A 17,170-nucleotide genomic window follows, 5' to 3' on the forward strand; every position below is an offset into this window, starting at 1 on the left:
TGCAATGGATAAGAACCCCTTTTATCTAAAATACAAAAATCCGTTATTGGTATTGGTTTTACTAACTATTATGGGCGGCGTTTTTTCGTACACAAAAATCAAATCTGCATTATTTCCGCAAATTACTTTTCCTAAAATAAAAGTTATAGCCGATGCAGGTCAGCAACCTGTTGACCAAATGACGGTTATGGTTACACGCCCTTTGGAAAATGTCATTAAACAAGTTCCCGATCTGGAAGTGATTAAAAGCACGACAAGCCGTGGCAGTTGTGAGATTTCTGCATTTATGAATTGGAAGTCGAATATTGATATTAGTCAGCAACAAATTGAAGGCAAAATCAATCAAATCAAGAATCAACTTCCTGCTGATATTAATATCACGGTTGAAAAAATGAATCCTTCTATATTGCCTGTGATGGGATTTACGCTCACTTCGTCTTCCATTTCTGATATTGAACTAAAGCAAATGGCTTTATACACAATAAAACCTTTTCTTTCGCAAGTAAAAGGCGTTAGTGATATTCGTGTGATTGGCGGTAAAGACAAAGAGTTTTGGGCGGTGTTAAAGCCCGATATGATGTCGAGTTTAGGCTTGTCACCTGATAAAGTTTCGCAAGCATTGAACGGCACTAATTTCATCAAATCCAACGGCTATTCTTCCGACTATCGCTACTTGTATTTAACCCTAACGAATACCCAACTAAAAAATCTCGACCAACTTCAAAATTTAGTCATTCAGAACGATGGCAACCGTATTATTTATTTTAGGGACATTGCCGATATTAATATTCACGAAGCCAAACAATACATAAAAGTCAACGCCAATGGTCAAGAAAGTATTTTGATTGCAGTGGTGGAACAACCCGATGCCAACGTAGTTGACCTTTCTCAAGCAATGTTGTTGAAGATAGATGATTTAAAAAAATCTTTACCCAAAGATGTTGAAATCAAGCCTTACTATAATCAGGCAGATTTTGTAAACGATTCCGTAAAAAGTGTAACCGATGCCCTTTGGATTGGGCTTTTGTTAGCGATTATTGTTGCCATTATTTTCTTACGTTCTTGGATTGCGAGTGTCACTATTTTACTCACCATTCCGATTACATTGAGTTTAACGCTATTGGTGTTGTATGCTACAGGTCAAACCTTCAATATTATGACTTTGGGAGCGATTGCAGCAGCCATCGGATTGATTATTGATGATGCTATTGTTATCGTTGAACAAATCCACAGAACACACGAAGAACATCCCGAAGTTTCGAGTAAGGAATTGGTGCAAAAGGCAATCAATTATTTGTTGAAAGCAATAGTCGGTTCTTCACTCAGCACTATTGTTATTTTTCTTCCCTTTATGTTGATGACAGGTGTTGCAGGTGCTTATTTTAAAGTGATGACTGACACAATGATTATTACTTTAATCTGTTCTTTCTTCGCTACTTGGATTTTGTTGCCTGTTGTTTATCTCGCTCTTACGAAAATCATAAAGCAAAATAAGTTTTCTCATCACGATGTGAAAGAAAGAAAATGGGTGGGCTTCTTTATCCGAAAACCGATTTTGTCTTATGTTTTTATTCTTGTTTTGATTGTGGCTTCTGCCTTAATTATTCCGAAAATCAGCACCGGTTTTTTACCCGAAATGGATGAAGGCAGTATTGTTTTAGATTACAATTCGCCACCCGGAACTTCTTTGGAGGAAACCGACCGTGAGCTTCGGGAAGTTGAAAAAATATTGAAAACAGTTCCTGAAGTGGAAACGTATAGCCGAAGAACAGGTACACAAATGGGATTTTTTATTACCGAACCCAATCGTGGCGATTATTTAATTCAGTTAAAGAAAAGTAGAAATAAAACTACTGATGAAGTGACCGATGACATCAGAGCTAAAATTGAAAAAACAGGATTGCCTTTAACGGTCGATTTTGGTCAGGTCATTGGCGATATGTTGGGCGATTTAATGAGTAGTGTACAACCGATTGAAATAAAAATATTCGGTACTGACCAAAAAACCATTGAGGATTATTCCAAAAAAGTGGCAGACGTGGTAAGTAAAGTGAATGGTACTGCCGATGTGTTTGACGGGATTGTTATTGCAGGACCATCCATACAAATTACACCTAATCTTTCTACTTTGGGGCAATACAATATTACGCCAACCGATTTTCAATATCAGGTGCAAACTTTATTGGAAGGAAATGTGGTGGGGAATATTTTCGATAATGTCCAATACACACCCATCCGAATTTTGTACAGCAACAATTCCAATGCTTCGTTAAATGAAATCGAAAATTCGATGATTGCTTTGCCAAGCGGTATGCGAAAGCCTTTGAAGGAATTTGCGACAGTACAAGTTGCAGGCGGTAGTGCAGAGATAAATCGGGAAGATTTACAGACTTTGGGCATTGTAACCGCACGTTTGGATAATGGTAATTTAGGTGGAACAATTCAAGAAATTCAAAAGAAAATTGAAGCTCAAATAAAATTACCGCAAGGTTACAGTATTGTCTATGGCGGTGCGTATGCAGAGCAACAACAATCCTTTAAAGAATTATTGATGATACTCTGCATTTCCTCATTATTGGTATTTAGTGTAATGCTGTTTTTGTTCCGAAATATAAAAGTAGCGTTGGTTATTCTGTTGGTTTCTATTTTGGGAATTTCGGGTAGTTATTTATTACTATTCTTAACCAATACTCCTTTAAATGTGGGCAGTTATACAGGACTGATTATGATGGTCGGAATTATCGGTGAGAACGCCATTTTTACCTACTTGCAATTTCACGAAAGCATCAAAGAAAAAGGAAAACAAAACGCCATTATTTATGCCATCAGTACAAGATTACGTCCTAAATTAATGACCGCAATTGGAGCAATAATAGCGTTAATGCCATTAGCTTTAGGAATTGGAACGGGAGCACAAATGCACCAACCTTTAGCCATTGCAGTTATCGGTGGTTTTATAGTCGCAATTCCGCTCTTGTTGATTGTTTTACCGACCTTACTCAATCAAATCAATTTTGATGAAAATATCCCGCTGAATGCGCAGAAACTCGCAGAAAAAGATATTTAAAATTCTGCGAAAATCGGCGAGTTCAGCGGAGGAAAATATCCCGCAGAGTACGCAGAGATATGCAGAAAATGCAAATAAACTTCTGCGAAAATCAGCGAGTTCTGCGGGAGAGTCCAATCTGCACAATCAGCGTCATCAGCATTCCGAAAATTCTAATTTTCTACAAAATCAGATTGCAACTTTGATATTATTAATTTTAAATACCAACAAAATGAATTTAAAAATCACAGCCACAAAATGTCTATCATTAATGATGGTAGCAGGATTATTGACAATTACTTCTTGTGTAGAAAACAAAAAACACAACGAAGACCAAGACGAAAAAACAGAACAAAAGGACGAACGTCACGAAAAGGCGGAAACATCGAACGAAGACAACGAGAACGAAACTGAAAATAGTAAAAATGTTGATGTTGCGTCATTGCCTCAAAGCGTGCGAGATTATGTCAATACTAATTTTGGCGGATATACGATTGGTTCCGCAGACCACGACCCAATGTGTACAGGAGAAGATGCGATAGAAGTTGTGATAAAAAAAGCAAATGCAACTGACTACGCCCTGATTTTTTCGCCCGATTGGAAATTTATTCAATTAGAAGAAGATGTAGATTTCTCAGTAGCACCTGCAATAATCAATGATGTTTTGAAAAAGGATTTCGCAGATTACACCGCATCCAAACAAATCGAAAAACTAACAATGGCAGATAAAAGCACCCATTTTTTAGTGGATGTTACAAAAGGTAAAACTTCGAAAGAAGTCATTTTTGACGATCAAGGAAAAGTAGTTTGTGTTAGCAAATAAAAGTTGAATCCACCGTATCCTAAAATTATTAATTTCCCGTTTTGTAGATTATGAAGAATTTATTTGTCGTTATTTTTTTAGTTTTTATTTCTCGTTTCGCTTTCGCTCAGCAAGTTGCAGACAGTATTAATCAGTACACTAACGATAGCATTAAGAAGGGTTCATTCGATGTATCAAAAGAGTTGAAATTTTCTTACAAGCAATTAATCATTCCTTCTGCGTTGATTGGCTATGGTCTAATTGCATTAGAAAGTGATGACCTAAAATCGCTTAATCTCGAGATTAGAGAAGAAGTCAACGAGCATATTGATGAAAAGTTTACCATTGATGATATTTCGCAATATACACCGGTTATTTCAGTATATGCCTTGAATGCTTTGGGTGTAAAAGGGAAACATAACTTTAAAGACCGAACCATAATTTTAGGAACAGCTTATGTGATTATGAGCGGAACTGTTTTCGGTTTGAAAAAATGGACAAAAGTGGAAAGACCTGATGGTTCTTCCAATAATTCCTTTCCTTCAGGACATACCGCAAATGCTTTTATGGGAGCTGAATTTTTGTATCAAGAGTACAAAGATGTTTCGCCTTGGTATGGCATTGCAGGATATGTAGTAGCGACAGGAACGGGTTTATTCAGGATGTACAATAATCGACATTGGTTTTCAGATGTAGTTGCAGGTGCAGGTTTCGGCATTTTGAGTACAAAAGTTGCCTATTGGATTTATCCTTGGATGAAAGAAAAAATCTTTAAAGATAAAAGCGAAAAGTACAGCGGAATGGCAATGCCATTTTACAACGGAAAACAAGCAGGTGTTGGTTTGGTGTTGAATTTTTAAAAACTCTTTTGTGCTTCAATGAAACAATATCAAATATTTGCCATTATATCGATGGTATTTGCAGGACTAACCTCTGTTATTGCAAAAGCGGGTTTAAAAAATGTGAGTAGCGATACAGGTCTTGCAGTTAGAACAATTTTTGTGTTTGTCTTTGTGTGGCTCAATATTTTTTTGTCCAACAATATGAAAGACTTTTCAAACTTAACTAAAAAAGATGTTTTGTTGTTGGGTATTTCCGCTCTAACTACTTCGCTTTCTTGGATATTCTATTACAAAGCCATAAAAGTTGGCAATGTTTCAGAAGTAGCACTGATTGATAAAGCAAGTATTCTAATGACAATTATTTTATCCGTTATCTTCTTAAACGAGCAGTTTACTTGGAAGATGGCATTGGGTTCTTGCTTAATTATTGGGGGCTTGTTGGTGCTAACCTTGAAATAAGAAGCAAAAAAAATAATCAAAAATAATTTCTAAATAAATTTTTATAACCTAATGTGAATAATTTAAATTAGCACCTAAATTAGCGCCTATAAATACAAAACCCTGCAAATCAATAATTTACAGGATTTTTTGTGGAGCAGGAGGGATTCGAACCCTCGTCCAAACAAGCAACACATAAGATTTCTACATGCTTATTCTGTTCTTGGTTTTCGTCGCAAAGCAGACAACAGACAGCCAACTTTGCGCTTAACTTCTAAAATTTTCGTGATTTGGCCGAAGTTTCCAAACCCTTATTTCCGCATTGCTATACCCCGGAATCAGACGTCGCGAAACAGAACTTCTGCGGGATATCTTGCTTCCTTACTATACTTCGGGAAAACGCTGAATCCTACTATAATTCAGATTAAGCTGCAAGAGCAAACTCTTGGTCGCCAGTTAAAATTGTGTAGCAAGGGATTAAAGAGATCGCGCCACGGTTCTCTGCATGCTTACTTACCCATTGGTCTTGCTGTCGAAACCAGTCTGCCCCGGATTTTGTAAGGGTGCAAAGATATGAAAAATTTATTCCAATCTGATGCAGATTGCTGCAGAGGTGCAATTGTTACAGATGGCTGCAATTGGTACATTGGTAAAAATTTGTTGCAGAATATTTCGTGGAAAGAATTATAAGCACAACCCTTTCACACAAACCCTCGAACTCGCAAAAGAACAAATCCTTCCCAAAAAAATTAACAAACTCAAAAAAGCAATTTCTAAAAATCTCTTAAAACACGTTAACTCCGGTTAAACTTTGAAAACCAATCCAAAAGAACTCTACTTTTAACAAAAAATATTGCCCGTGAAAAGAAAATTACTTTTTATAGCTCTTTTGGTGTGCTCTTTTTCAGTATTTTCCCAAGAATATATTTTCGGAAAGGTAAAATCAGAATTTGGTAACGAACTCTTCGAAACCGTTGTCATCAATACAAGAACTGATGAAAAAGTCCTTACCGACAAAGATGGGAATTACATGATTTATGCAAAACCAACCGATCAGCTTCGCTTTGTAAAAGGTGGCTACGAACGAACCGATGTTAAAATCACCATCCAAAATTATTCATCACCATTAAATGTTTCATTAAGCAAATCTCCTTTCATTATTCCCGAAGTGGAAATTGCATTTCATCCTACAGGAAATTTAAAAAAGGATTCGAGAGCATTGGATCAACCAAAAAAAGTAGTTGCGCTGAATTCATCATTAAACTCATATATGATGACTCCTTTAACGGAAGTTGCCCCAAAACTTTCCACACCATCTGCATTTGCGCCAAGAGATTTAAGAAGCGGACAAATGACTTTGATTGGAATAAATACGGAAAGTATTGTTTCAACAGTTTCAAAATTATTTGGAAAGAATAGAGAACAATTAACAACCGCCAATTACGCCGAAACGCAAGAATTTTATCGTAGAATAAAAAGCACGGTGGATCTAAGTTTCTACACTTCGCAAGGTTGGGACGAGGAAGAAATCGACCGGTTCCTGATTTATGCAGACCAAACTTATTCTTTGGCGAAGAAGTACCGAAACAATTTCAACATTTCCGCTATAAGTTTGGATATGAAATTGGCTTATAAAGAATACATCAAAACCAGAAAAGTGAGATCTTAATGATTCGGTTGCTTTTTATTGTTGCCTTTGTTGGAATCTCAATTTCCGCACAGCAAACGGTTTATGGGAAAATCACCGACGAAGAACAACATCCAATTCCTGCAACTTTGGTGATGAACATGAAAACTGGTTTTCAAGCCTATTCTGATTTGGAAGGAAATTTTTCCATCAATGGAAATTTTGGAGACGAAATAAGATTTGTGAGAAAAGGCTACGAAAGAGTTTCGCTTTTGTTCAATAATGAAAATCAGCGCTATGTTTCCATTACACTTTATCGATTTGCTGTTGCCATTGAGGAAGTGAAAATTGAGCAAGTGAAATTAACTGGAAATTTAGAAACCGATTCAAGAAATTTAACAAAAATCGACAAAGCTGAAATTCTAAATGCCGAAATCGGAGTTCCGAAACCTCCCGAAAAACCTCGTGAAACTCCACCACCAACGGTTAAAGAAGTTGGCGTTTTGCGATATGCTTTAAGCAATGTGATGAATTTTAATAATTTGTATAAAAATATTTCTGGAGACGCCCGAAGAATGCGAACTCAATACCGTTACGAAGATTTGCAAAACAATATTCTTTGGATTAGAAAGCGTTTAGACGATGATTATTTCACCGATGCTGGAATTCCAGAAAAGAAAATTTCGGAATTTATAGCTTTCTCTTTTCATGAAAACCCACAAATTGTGACCGCGATAAAAGCTAAAAACTTAACTAAAGCAATGTTCTTGATGGAAGAAAAGATGCCAATTTATTTGGAAAGACTAAAAGTTAAATAAATCATAACAAAACGTTAATAAAATCATAAAATTTGGAACAGGATTTGATACAATAATTTCGGTAACAAAAAGTTATTAATTAAAACACACTCATCTTCTTATGAACAAAAACATTATCGCGATTGCGATTGCTGCCCTTGGTTTTATCATCGGTTTAGCTTTCTTAGGAAACTCCATCAAAAACCGTAACAAATCCGAAAACACCATTTCGGTAACAGGATTGGGAACGAAAAAATTTACTTCAGATTTAATCAATTGGAGCGGAACTTTCTCCCGAAACAGTTTCGAACTAAAATCTGCTTATGACCAACTTGCAAACGACAAAAAAATCATTGAAAATTACTTGACTTCCAAAGGAATTCCAAAAAATGAAATCGTGTTTTCCGCCGTAGATATTCAGAAGCAATTCAATTATGGAAGTGATGCAAACGGAAGAAGCATCCAAACTTTCTCGGGTTATCAACTTTCACAAACCATTTCCATCGACAGTAAAGATGTCGCAAAGATTGAGAATTTATCAAGAAATATCACCGAAATCATTAATTTGGGTATTGAATTCACTTCTTCGCCACCAAGTTATTTTTACTCCAAATTGGCGGATGTGAAACACCAAATGATTGCAGATGCGACGAAAGATGCCAAACAAAGAGCAGAAAAAATTGCCGAAAATGCAGGAAGTTCACTCGGGAAATTGAAAAAAGCAACAATGGGAATCACCCAAATCACCGCGCCGAATTCAACGGAAGAATATTCTTACGGCGGAACTTTCAATACTTCTTCCAAAGACAAAGAAGCGAGTATTACGATTAAGTTGGAATATCAAGTGGATTAACATAAGCAATTGGCAATCAATAATATTATATTGCTGATTACTCATTAACAATACACCACATCATAAATTTCTTCCTTAATCCAGTCCGTTTTTTCGGGATTCCAATTGGCAAGAAGCCATAGATTTAAGGAATTTTTACCTTCTTCATAACAAGGCTGCACATAGGTTTCGTCAATAATGGCGAAACCATTTTTTTGGTAGAAAGCAATTCTTCTTTTGGCATTTTCATCCAAATTTTCAGGTTCAGCTTCTAAAACGATATGAGAATAATTTTTGAATAGATGTGTAATAATTTCCGAACCGAACTTTAAACTTCTGAACTCAGAAAAAACCTCGAAATGTTCGACGAATACAAAGTTAGTGAGTTCCCAAGAAATGATGTAACCAATGTTTTTCAACTCATGCAGGATTGAAAATACCTTCACTTTTGGGTTTGAAAAAAGTTGACGAAACTGATTTTCGCTTCGTCTTTCATCTTCAGGGAAAGTTTGACAATAAGAATCGAAAATTTCCTTTGCACGAAAATCGTCGTAAGAAGTAACCTGTAAATATTCCATAATTCATGAGTAATAAGTAATGAGCAATAAGTAATTTTTCTTGCTCAATCAATTATTACGCCGTAACATTTTACAGGTCGAAAACACTTGGTCTTCTCGTGATAAACATATCCTTAATCCAAAGCGTAAAAGCGAGTCCGAGATAAATCAGAAAGAAAACTCCTACCGTCGCAAAAGTAGAGTAGATGAAAAATACGCGAAGTTTCGACACGGGAATTCCAAGTTTTGCGCCCATTCTTGTGAGAACGCCGAACCATTGTCTTTCCATTTTGTGCCGTAAATTGTTGAGCATTTTTTTGTTTTTTTTTTGGAAGTTCAAAGATAAGGAAATTGTATAATTTTAAAGTTTGAAGTCGAAGATCGATTTCTCGCCATCTTCGATGGCTCGAAAACACAGGCTTTTCTACAAAAACGTTTGGGAATTGGCGCGGCGAAGCCGCGCCAATTCCTAAACGTCCCAAAAAAAGGGGAAGGATGTCATTCCGAGCGAAGCGAGGAATCTTAAATAATTAAAATTCTTCGAGTTCAGGACAAATCACGATTTGTCCCTACCGTTTTGCTGACATATAAAACACAACTTCACCGCCATTCGCAATATCAGAATGTTTCAAAACATGATTCTTAACTTCTTTCCCATTTACCAAAATTTTGGATACATACACATTTTTCTCCGACTGATTTTCAGTTTTAATGTTTAAAACTTTTCCGTTTTCCAAATTGATTTTTGCTGATTTCACGATCGGCGAACCGAATTGATATTCATCTGAACCGGGCAAAACAGGATAAAATCCCATTGCTGAAAAAATATACCAAGCCGACATTTGTCCTGCATCGTCATTTCCGCAAAGTCCGTCTTCACCGTCGGAATACATTTTCCGCATAATCATTCGAACTCTTTCTTGAGTTTTCCAGGCATCATTCGTCCAATTGTACAGATACGGAATGTGATGTCCAGGTTCGTTTCCGTGAACATAATTTCCGATGATTCCGTCTCGCGTGATATCTTCGTTTTTTTCAATGTATTTATCGGCTATTTCTGTGGTGAAAATTTCATCGAGATGTTTTGAAAACTTGTTTTTTCCGCCCATCATTTTGATCATTTCGGGAACATTTTGTGGAACGTAAAGCCCGTAATTAAAAGCATTTCCCTCAATAAATCCTTGTCCGTGCGTATCCATCGGATCAAATTCAGTTTTGAAAGTTCCATCAGAAAGTTTCGGATGCATAAATCCTGATCTGGAATTATAGACATTTTTATAATTCTCGCTTCGTTTCAAATACTCATTTTCCACATTTTTATCGCCAGATTTTTTTGCAATTTGCGCGATACACCAGTCGTCATAAGCATATTCCAAAGTTTTTGAAACGGAAGAACCGCTTTTATCTTCAGGAACGTAACCATATTTTAAATAATCACCGATTCCGTCGTAATATTTCAGGTTGGATGAAGTAATGCTTGCATTCAGCATGGTTTTTAAATCAGCGTCTGTACTATTTTTTGCGACGGCATCTGCAAGAACGGAAACCGAGTGATAACCAATCATACACCAATTTTCATTGGCGTAATGCGACCAAATTGGCAAAGCTTTATGTACGCTGTGTCGCGCATGAGAAAGCATTGATTTGATGAAATCATTATTTCTCTTTGGCTGAATGATGTTGTACAAAGGGTGCAACGCTCGATAAGTGTCCCAAAGTGAAAAAATCGTGTAGTTGGTATAATCTTTTGCGTTGTGGATGTTTTGGTCGATGTCGAGGTATTTTCCATCCACATCTTGGTAAAGAATCGGCGACATCATCGTGTGGTAAAGCGAAGTGTAGAAAGTTCTTTTGTCATTTTCAGTTAAAGTTTCCACCTCGATTTTGGAAAGTTCTTTTTCCCATTTTGCTTCGCTTTCTCTTTTGGTTTTGTCGAAATCCCAATGCGGAATTTCTGCTTCTAAATTTTTTAAAGCACCATTTGTCGAAGTATTTGATAAAGCGAACTTCACCAAAATCTGTTCATTCTCATTCGTGTCAAAATCAAAATAAGCGCGGATTTGTCTTCCCGCGAATTCAGGAAAATTTTCATTTTCGTTGAATTTTCTGTAAAACCCGTTGTATTCTACTTTTTCGTAACGTTTTCTGCCATAATTTTTAAAAGGTTTGGAAAATTTCATCGCGAAAAATACTTTCTTCGTTCTCGCCCAACCTGTGGTTTCTCGATATCCAGTCACGGTTTGGTTATCCTCAACTCGAACAAAAGTCCACACATTTTTAGAATCATAATTGTAAATATTCGACATTAAATCCAAAATGATGTGCGATTCTGAAGATTTTGGAAAGGTATAACGATGAAAACCAACCCTGTCTGAAGCAGTGAGTTCGGCTTTAATTCCATAATCATCAAGCATCACCTCATAAAATCCCGGACTTGCTTTTTCTGTATTTTTTGAAAATTGAGAGTGATATCCGCTTTTTGGAACTTCTGCTTTTCCAGGTTCTAAATTTAGTTTTCCGTTGGTCGGCATCATCAAAAAATCTCCCAAATCCGAATGACCAACTCCGCTGAAATGCGTGTGAGAAAATCCAAAAATTGTTTTGTCATCATATTGATAACCAGAACAATATCGGTAGGTTTCAGGATTGTATTTTCCGTCAATTGCATATGGAACCTGGTTGGTTTCGGGTGAAAGTTGCACCATTCCAAAGGGTGCAGTAGCTCCAGGAAAAGTGTGCCCCATGTTTTTTGTTCCCACGAAAGGATTCACGTAGGAAGTAAGTTTTTGTGAATTAGACATTAGAAAAAGGAACAAGGAGAGAAGTGAAAAGAAATTTTTCATGGTGAAAATTTAATCAAAATTAGGAAAACAGATTGTTAAATTTTTTGTTTTACCGTAAAAGTCTCAAAAGTTTTATCTTTAGAGATGAATAATTATGCTCAAATTAAATTCGCAAAATGACTTCTTCCATTTCAAAGTTTTGCAGACTTTGTAAATCTGACACGTTTTTATTCTTTTGTGACTTTTGCGGTAAAAGTTTTTATTTCGCCTTCAACAAATTAATAGAAACCGTTGCCAATTCAGAGTTCGGGTATTTTTTGAACAGTTCTTTATCCACTTCTAGTCCCACTTCATTGCATATTTTATGGAATACCTCTACTTCAACAATGTATTGGTCTGAAAATCCGTGCGTTGCATCATAAGCAGTTGCGGGAGTTTCGCCCAAATGTTTCGCGGTGATTTCGGGTTTTAAAGTGTGAAGTTCGATGACTAAAAGTCCGTTCTTTTTGATGTAAGGAAGCCAAAGTTGAAGATGTTCTTTCAAGTTTTCTTCCACCAGTTTGTTGGGAATTCTTTCTCCACGAAAAGCGAAAGCTCCTGTTGAAGACGAAACTCTCTCAGGATTCATGTTTTCAGGGTTTTTCCAGATTCGGTTGTGGTCGAGGAAAGTTCTGATGTTTACCAAATCTCCTAAATTAATGTCGTAATTTTCCTTTAAGTCTTTCGCAAGAAGTTCAGGATTTCCGATGTCGCCCCAAATTACTTTCGCCCAAATATCGTTGTTGATGAGGTTTGCTCGAGTAACGTTCAGCGCGGCTTGGTTAAAATCTGCACCAACTAAAAACAGCGGATAATCTTCAAGCATTTTTCCTCTTAAAGTGTGTCGCTCAACAGTTTCAAAAATATGCTGAATAAATGCGCCGTTTCCACAACCCATGTCTAGAATTCCTTTTGGCTGAAGATGAATCGGCTGATTGAAAATTGAAATAATAAAATCAGTAACCACTTTAAAATAAGTAGAATGTGCACCGCCACTTCCCCAAACGTTCATTTTTCTGTCCACATGAATTTCGTCTTCACTTTCGCTGATTTGTCGAAGTTTTGTCGGATTTCCGAAAAGTAAATCGTCCATTCTATTAAACATGGGAAGATAAGAAACGGTAACTCCGTACGAAGCGGCTCGTCTCGCGAAATACAGTCCGTTTTCCGTAAATTTGAAGTTTTTCCCGTTTTTGCTGAACCAACCTAAGTCGGTGAGAAAGTCTAAAATCTTTTCAAAATTTTCAGGATTTTTATGGAATTCCGCTGCCTGGAAAGAAGTCTCCATGAAATATTTGTGGAACATTCCGCGCATTCCCAACTGAACGATGACGGGCGAAACCAAACAACCTTCAATATGTTTTAAAATTTGAAGAAAAACTTCCTTTTCAGTATCATCGGAAGGAATTTCAAAACCAAAATTATTTTTAAAATCATCGAACAAATGAAGGAAATTTTCGAATGAACCGTGTTCAAACTTCTGAAAAATGGGATTCGTGGATTCCTTTAAATAAGGAATTACTTTGTCGTAAAGCGAAATGTATTTCAGTAAAAATTCTGTTTTAGAATTTGATTTTAAAGAAACCTCGTCGATGTCATCATTAATTTCATATTCTAAAAAACCTTGTGAGGCGAGCATTCGAAGTGCAACGTTGAGGTAACCTTGATTGCTTTCTACCTTCTCTGAAATTTGGTTTAAGGTAATTTCTTCCGACTCAAAAATAAGCTGCGTGATTCCTTTATGGTGTAAAGATGCTGCAACAGGTGCCGTTACAATTCCGTCGAGGTGGCGGAAAATTGAACTTCGAAGTTCTTTTTTATCCATGAAAATTTTAGGTTGGTTGTCTTGATAAATATAGTAAATTTTGGAAAAGCGTTTTTCCATGTAAATTTTCTTGAAAATAATTTGCTGTTAAAAAATAAATCATAACTTTGCAGTTCAAAGTACTTTTATGGAATCAAAAAATTATCACGAAGACTTGTCGCACATTCGGCAAATGATGGAAAAAAGTTCCCGATTTATTTCTTTGAGCGGACTTTCAGGAGTATTTGCAGGATTGGTTGCTTTAGTTGGAGCAATCTATGTTTATTATGTGTTTCAAAGAGAGGGTATAAATTATTTTGATGGCGACCGAAATGTTTTTAACCAAGATTTGGTGAAAGAACTCATCTTGATTGGAACGGTAATATTGATTCTCGCCATACTTTCTGGATATTTTTTCACCGCAAAAAAGAGCAAAGAGAAAAACCTGAAAGTTTGGGATAAAACCACAAAAAGATTACTTTTCAACTTCTCAATTCCTTTAGTTACAGGTGGATTATTTTGTCTCGGTTTGCTTTACCATCAACTTTTCGTCATGATTGCACCATCAACTTTAATTTTTTACGGGTTGGCTTTGGTGAATGCGGAAAAATATACTTTAACCGATGTAAAATATTTGGGCTATTGTGAAATTGTTTTAGGATTGCTCTCCTTCTTTTTTCTTGGATGGGGATTGATTTTCTGGGCGGTTGGATTTGGAGTTTTGCACGTGGTGTATGGATTAGTGATGCATAGAAAGTATAAATAGCTGGAAGCTGGATGCTGGAAGCAGGAATTCTAAACTTGAAACCTGAAACCTGAAACAAAAAATTATGATATCTCAACTCAACAAAGAATTCGAAAGCCGTGTAAGATTGGGCATCATGTCTGTTCTGATGGTAAATGATTGGGTTGATTTCACGGAGATGAAAAACCTGTTGGAAATCACCGACGGCAATTTGGCGAGTCACAGTTCGGCTTTGGAAAAATCGAATTTCATTGAAGTGAAAAAAGAATTTGTTGGAAAAAAACCGAAAACTTCTTATCGTGTAACTCAGATTGGAAGAAAAGCTTTTGAAGAACATTTGTCGGCTTTGGAAAAATTGATTGGAAAATAAAAAAAGAGCCAAGAGCCAAGTGGAATTAGTTGTTTCCTCGGAATGTCTTAATAAAAATGAAAGAAGAATTATCAGGAGCGGGTTTTAACCCGTTCAAAAAACCAGATTAAACAAACTGGCTTTAGCCAAAACTTAGAAAAGGTGCACTCCTTTAATTTTTTGAAAATTAACTTTGAAACTCAAAGAACTTTATAATAATTAAATTTAAATACAATGATTACACAAACACAAAGAACAATCGCGATTTTCTCAGTTCCATTGGTGTTACTCTCCATTCCATTTGTGGCAATGAGGTTTACAGACGAAGTAAATTGGTCACTTTTTGATTTTCTCATCATGGGATTTTTGCTTTTTTCTGCAGCATTTGCGGTTGAGCTCGTATTAAGAATGGAGAAAAGAATAAAATTCCGAATCATGTATGCGGCGTTGATTCTCATCGTTTTGTTTCTGATTTGGGCGGAACTTGCGGTTGGAATTTTCGGGACAGTTTTTTCGGGGAATTAGTTTTTTATGAGCAACCTTGACAAGGTATTAATCATCAAGCAAAATGAAACAAATTCAAATCATATCAAACTCAGATAAAATCATGAAAAATCATCAACTCATCCTCCTCACAACTGTCCTTTTCATCACGCTTTTTTATGGCGAAACGATGGGACTCAATTTCGGAATTTTAGGAATTGCGTATGCTTTAATTACGCTTTTCAAAACTCCTGAAGGAAATAGAACTAGAACCTTTCTTATTCTTTTTGTAACCACCGTTTTGTCGAGCATTGCTTTTGGTTGGTACGGCGATTTTGTGTCGTTTCTAGCGGTTTTTACTTCTGCGTTTTTATTGGCGTTTAAATCGAAAAATCGCGATTTGAAATCAATTTTTGTCATACCCGTTTTTGTGGTGAACTTCATCACTTTTCCTTATCGCTTTTTCAAATTTGATGAGTGGTTGCCGAAAAGAAACACATCAGGAACTTTACAAAAACTGATTTCTGTGATCTTAATTCCCGCATTTTTTATCATCATTTTCTTCGCGGTTTATTCTGCGGGGAGCGAACATTTTTCCAAGCTTTTTATCGATTTCCATTTTGAGTTTAATTTTTGGGAATTTTTTGTGTTGGGTTGTTTAGGATTTTTTATCGCCTTTAATTATTGGAATTTCAAAATTGACCATTTTGTTTTCGGTTGGAATCATGATTTGAAAAACGATTTCCTGAACGAAGATAAAATTCAGAAACCGACCTATTCTTTTTTGGATTTGGATTCAGAGCGAAAGAGTGGAGTGGTTTCATTGTTGGCATTAAATATTTTGCTGCTGATTTTCATTGTTACGTTTAATTATGAACAGTTCATCGAAATTCCGAAAACGCCGAACCAGCTTTCCACCGAAACTCATGACCGAGTAAATGCGGTGATTATATCTATTGTAATGGCGATTGGAGTCATCATGTTCTATTTTAAAGGAAGTTTCAACTTTGATAAAAATGCAAAATCGCTGAAATTTTTAGCAAAAACCTGGATGGTTTTAAATGCAGTTTTGGTGATTTCCGCCTTTGCAAAAAACTCTGAATACATTATCAGTTATGGTCTGACTTACAAACGACTGGGAGTTTACGCTTTCTTGATTTTGTCAATAATTGGACTCATTTTAACCTTCCTAAAAATTCAAAAAGAAAAGACCAATGCCTTTCTTTTCAATCACATGGTTTGGTATTTTTATGGAACAATCTTGGTTTGCAGTTTTATTAATTGGGGAAGTTTGGCGACCAGTTATAATATCAAAAACAGCAAAGGAAACTTTGAGTATTTGCGTTCTTTAAACTTTAATGATGAACTTCTTTATCAGAAATTTCCAAATGAAATGAACATGACGACGGATTTTGAAAATTTAAGAAGAGAACAAGATAAGCCATTCCTCTCCAAAATCATTTATTATCAAACGCTTAAATAAAATGAAAAAGTTATTGTTCCTCATTCCATTGCTTCTATTTTCATGCAAAAAAGAAGCAGCCGTTGAAATTTTAAACTCCGATTCCTTGATTTCCACTGACCAAAATACAGTGGTAAACAAAAAAGATACTTTAGCTCTAAACGATTCCAATTCTTTAGAAAAACCTAAAGTTGAAGCTGCAAAAGCTAATTCTGAATCTAGAGTTTTGGAAGGTAACAAAATCATTCAAACAATCGATGCATCAAAAATTCCAATTTCAATTAATGAGGAATTCACAAATGATGACCAACAACTCATCATTAAAGTCGAAAATTTTAAAGGTTCAAAAATTACAGGAAATATAGTGCCCCAAAATGAGATGATGAACATCCGTTTCAACCAAATAAAACTTGCCGACGGCGCATTCGATGGACCTTTCGGAAGAGATATTTCCTACGTCATCAAAAAATCAGGTAAAATTTGGCTCTTGATTTCTAAAAGCAATATGGCGTCCGAAAAAGCAACGGGTAAATTCACCGTATCGTTGAAATAGAGCGTGATTTG

At 36.0% G+C, this 17,170-nt stretch carries 16 protein-coding genes and 1 other RNA gene; 12 read left to right on the forward strand and 5 right to left on the reverse strand.

Features of this window, described 5'->3' with window-relative positions:
- Positions 1-4: 4 nt before the first annotated feature.
- From J4771_RS10365 to J4771_RS10380, 4 genes are read left to right on the forward strand one after another with little or no spacing between them, the layout of a single operon-like run.
- Entirely contained in the window at positions 5-3,067 is a 3,063-nt protein-coding gene (locus J4771_RS10365) for an efflux RND transporter permease subunit (RefSeq protein ID WP_224134938.1), read from the forward strand.
- The gene (locus J4771_RS10370) at positions 3,036-3,869 is read left to right on the forward strand and encodes a hypothetical protein (RefSeq protein ID WP_213190491.1); all 834 of its coding nucleotides are present in this window, start codon (positions 3,036-3,038) and stop codon (positions 3,867-3,869) included. Before J4771_RS10365 ends, J4771_RS10370 begins: the two co-directional genes overlap by 32 nt.
- Before the next feature lie 50 nt (positions 3,870-3,919).
- Complete coding sequence (locus J4771_RS10375; protein WP_213190490.1) at positions 3,920-4,708, forward strand: phosphatase PAP2 family protein; 789 nt, start codon at positions 3,920-3,922, stop codon at positions 4,706-4,708.
- A gap of 18 nt (positions 4,709-4,726) precedes the next feature.
- The gene (locus J4771_RS10380) at positions 4,727-5,149 is read left to right on the forward strand and encodes an EamA family transporter (RefSeq protein ID WP_213190489.1); all 423 of its coding nucleotides are present in this window, start codon (positions 4,727-4,729) and stop codon (positions 5,147-5,149) included.
- Between the two features lie 129 nt (positions 5,150-5,278).
- Here J4771_RS10380 and ssrA read toward each other — a convergent pair.
- Positions 5,279-5,678, reverse strand: a transfer-messenger RNA (tmRNA) gene (gene ssrA, locus J4771_RS10385).
- Positions 5,679-5,987: 309 nt separating this feature from the next.
- On the opposite strand from ssrA, the gene J4771_RS10390 reads away from it, so the two are divergent.
- The 3 genes from J4771_RS10390 (at position 5,988) to J4771_RS10400 (ending at position 8,405) form a co-directional block, all read left to right on the forward strand.
- Complete coding sequence (locus J4771_RS10390) at positions 5,988-6,797, forward strand: peptidase associated/transthyretin-like domain-containing protein (RefSeq protein WP_224134939.1); 810 nt, start codon at positions 5,988-5,990, stop codon at positions 6,795-6,797.
- On the forward strand, positions 6,797-7,573 hold the full coding sequence (locus J4771_RS10395) for a carboxypeptidase-like regulatory domain-containing protein (protein WP_224134940.1): 777 nt from the start codon (positions 6,797-6,799) through the stop codon (positions 7,571-7,573). Before J4771_RS10390 ends, J4771_RS10395 begins: the two co-directional genes overlap by 1 nt.
- A gap of 100 nt (positions 7,574-7,673) precedes the next feature.
- On the forward strand, positions 7,674-8,405 hold the full coding sequence (locus tag J4771_RS10400; protein WP_224134941.1) for an SIMPL domain-containing protein: 732 nt from the start codon (positions 7,674-7,676) through the stop codon (positions 8,403-8,405).
- Between the two features lie 44 nt (positions 8,406-8,449).
- Here the strand turns inward: J4771_RS10400 and J4771_RS10405 are convergent, their stop codons facing one another.
- The 4 genes from J4771_RS10405 to J4771_RS10420 form a co-directional block, all read right to left on the reverse strand.
- Entirely contained in the window at positions 8,450-8,962 is a 513-nt protein-coding gene (locus J4771_RS10405) for a GNAT family N-acetyltransferase (RefSeq protein WP_224134942.1), read from the reverse strand.
- A 70-nt stretch (positions 8,963-9,032) separates the two neighbouring features.
- Positions 9,033-9,254 carry a PspC family transcriptional regulator gene (locus J4771_RS10410; protein ID WP_224134943.1) on the reverse strand — a complete coding sequence of 74 codons (222 nt, stop codon included), beginning with the start codon at positions 9,252-9,254 and terminating at the stop codon, positions 9,033-9,035.
- Positions 9,255-9,510: 256 nt separating this feature from the next.
- Positions 9,511-11,784 (reverse strand): GH92 family glycosyl hydrolase, encoded by a 2,274-nt coding sequence (locus J4771_RS10415; RefSeq protein WP_224134944.1) that lies wholly within the window; start codon positions 11,782-11,784, stop codon positions 9,511-9,513.
- 199 nt (positions 11,785-11,983) lie between these two features.
- Complete coding sequence (locus J4771_RS10420) at positions 11,984-13,588, reverse strand: class I SAM-dependent methyltransferase (protein WP_224137826.1); 1,605 nt, start codon at positions 13,586-13,588, stop codon at positions 11,984-11,986.
- Positions 13,589-13,715: 127 nt separating this feature from the next.
- Between J4771_RS10420 and J4771_RS10425 the strand changes: the two genes are divergently transcribed.
- The 5 genes from J4771_RS10425 (at position 13,716) to J4771_RS10445 (ending at position 17,159) form a co-directional block, all read left to right on the forward strand.
- On the forward strand, positions 13,716-14,333 hold the full coding sequence (locus J4771_RS10425; protein ID WP_224134945.1) for a hypothetical protein: 618 nt from the start codon (positions 13,716-13,718) through the stop codon (positions 14,331-14,333).
- A gap of 64 nt (positions 14,334-14,397) precedes the next feature.
- Positions 14,398-14,682, forward strand: coding sequence for a winged helix-turn-helix domain-containing protein (locus tag J4771_RS10430; protein WP_224134946.1), 285 nt, complete (start codon positions 14,398-14,400; stop codon positions 14,680-14,682).
- 213 nt (positions 14,683-14,895) lie between these two features.
- Positions 14,896-15,186: a hypothetical protein gene (locus tag J4771_RS10435; protein ID WP_224134947.1), complete on the forward strand. Its 291-nt coding sequence runs from the start codon at positions 14,896-14,898 to the stop codon at positions 15,184-15,186.
- Positions 15,187-15,268: 82 nt separating this feature from the next.
- On the forward strand, positions 15,269-16,627 hold the full coding sequence (locus J4771_RS10440) for a DUF4153 domain-containing protein (RefSeq protein WP_224137827.1): 1,359 nt from the start codon (positions 15,269-15,271) through the stop codon (positions 16,625-16,627).
- 1 nt (position 16,628) lies between these two features.
- Positions 16,629-17,159: a hypothetical protein gene (locus tag J4771_RS10445; RefSeq protein ID WP_224134948.1), complete on the forward strand. Its 531-nt coding sequence runs from the start codon at positions 16,629-16,631 to the stop codon at positions 17,157-17,159.
- Positions 17,160-17,170 lie beyond the last annotated feature (11 nt).

It is taken from the genome of Candidatus Kaistella beijingensis (assembly GCF_020084865.1).
In the GTDB taxonomy this organism is placed as follows: domain Bacteria; phylum Bacteroidota; class Bacteroidia; order Flavobacteriales; family Weeksellaceae; genus Kaistella; species Kaistella beijingensis.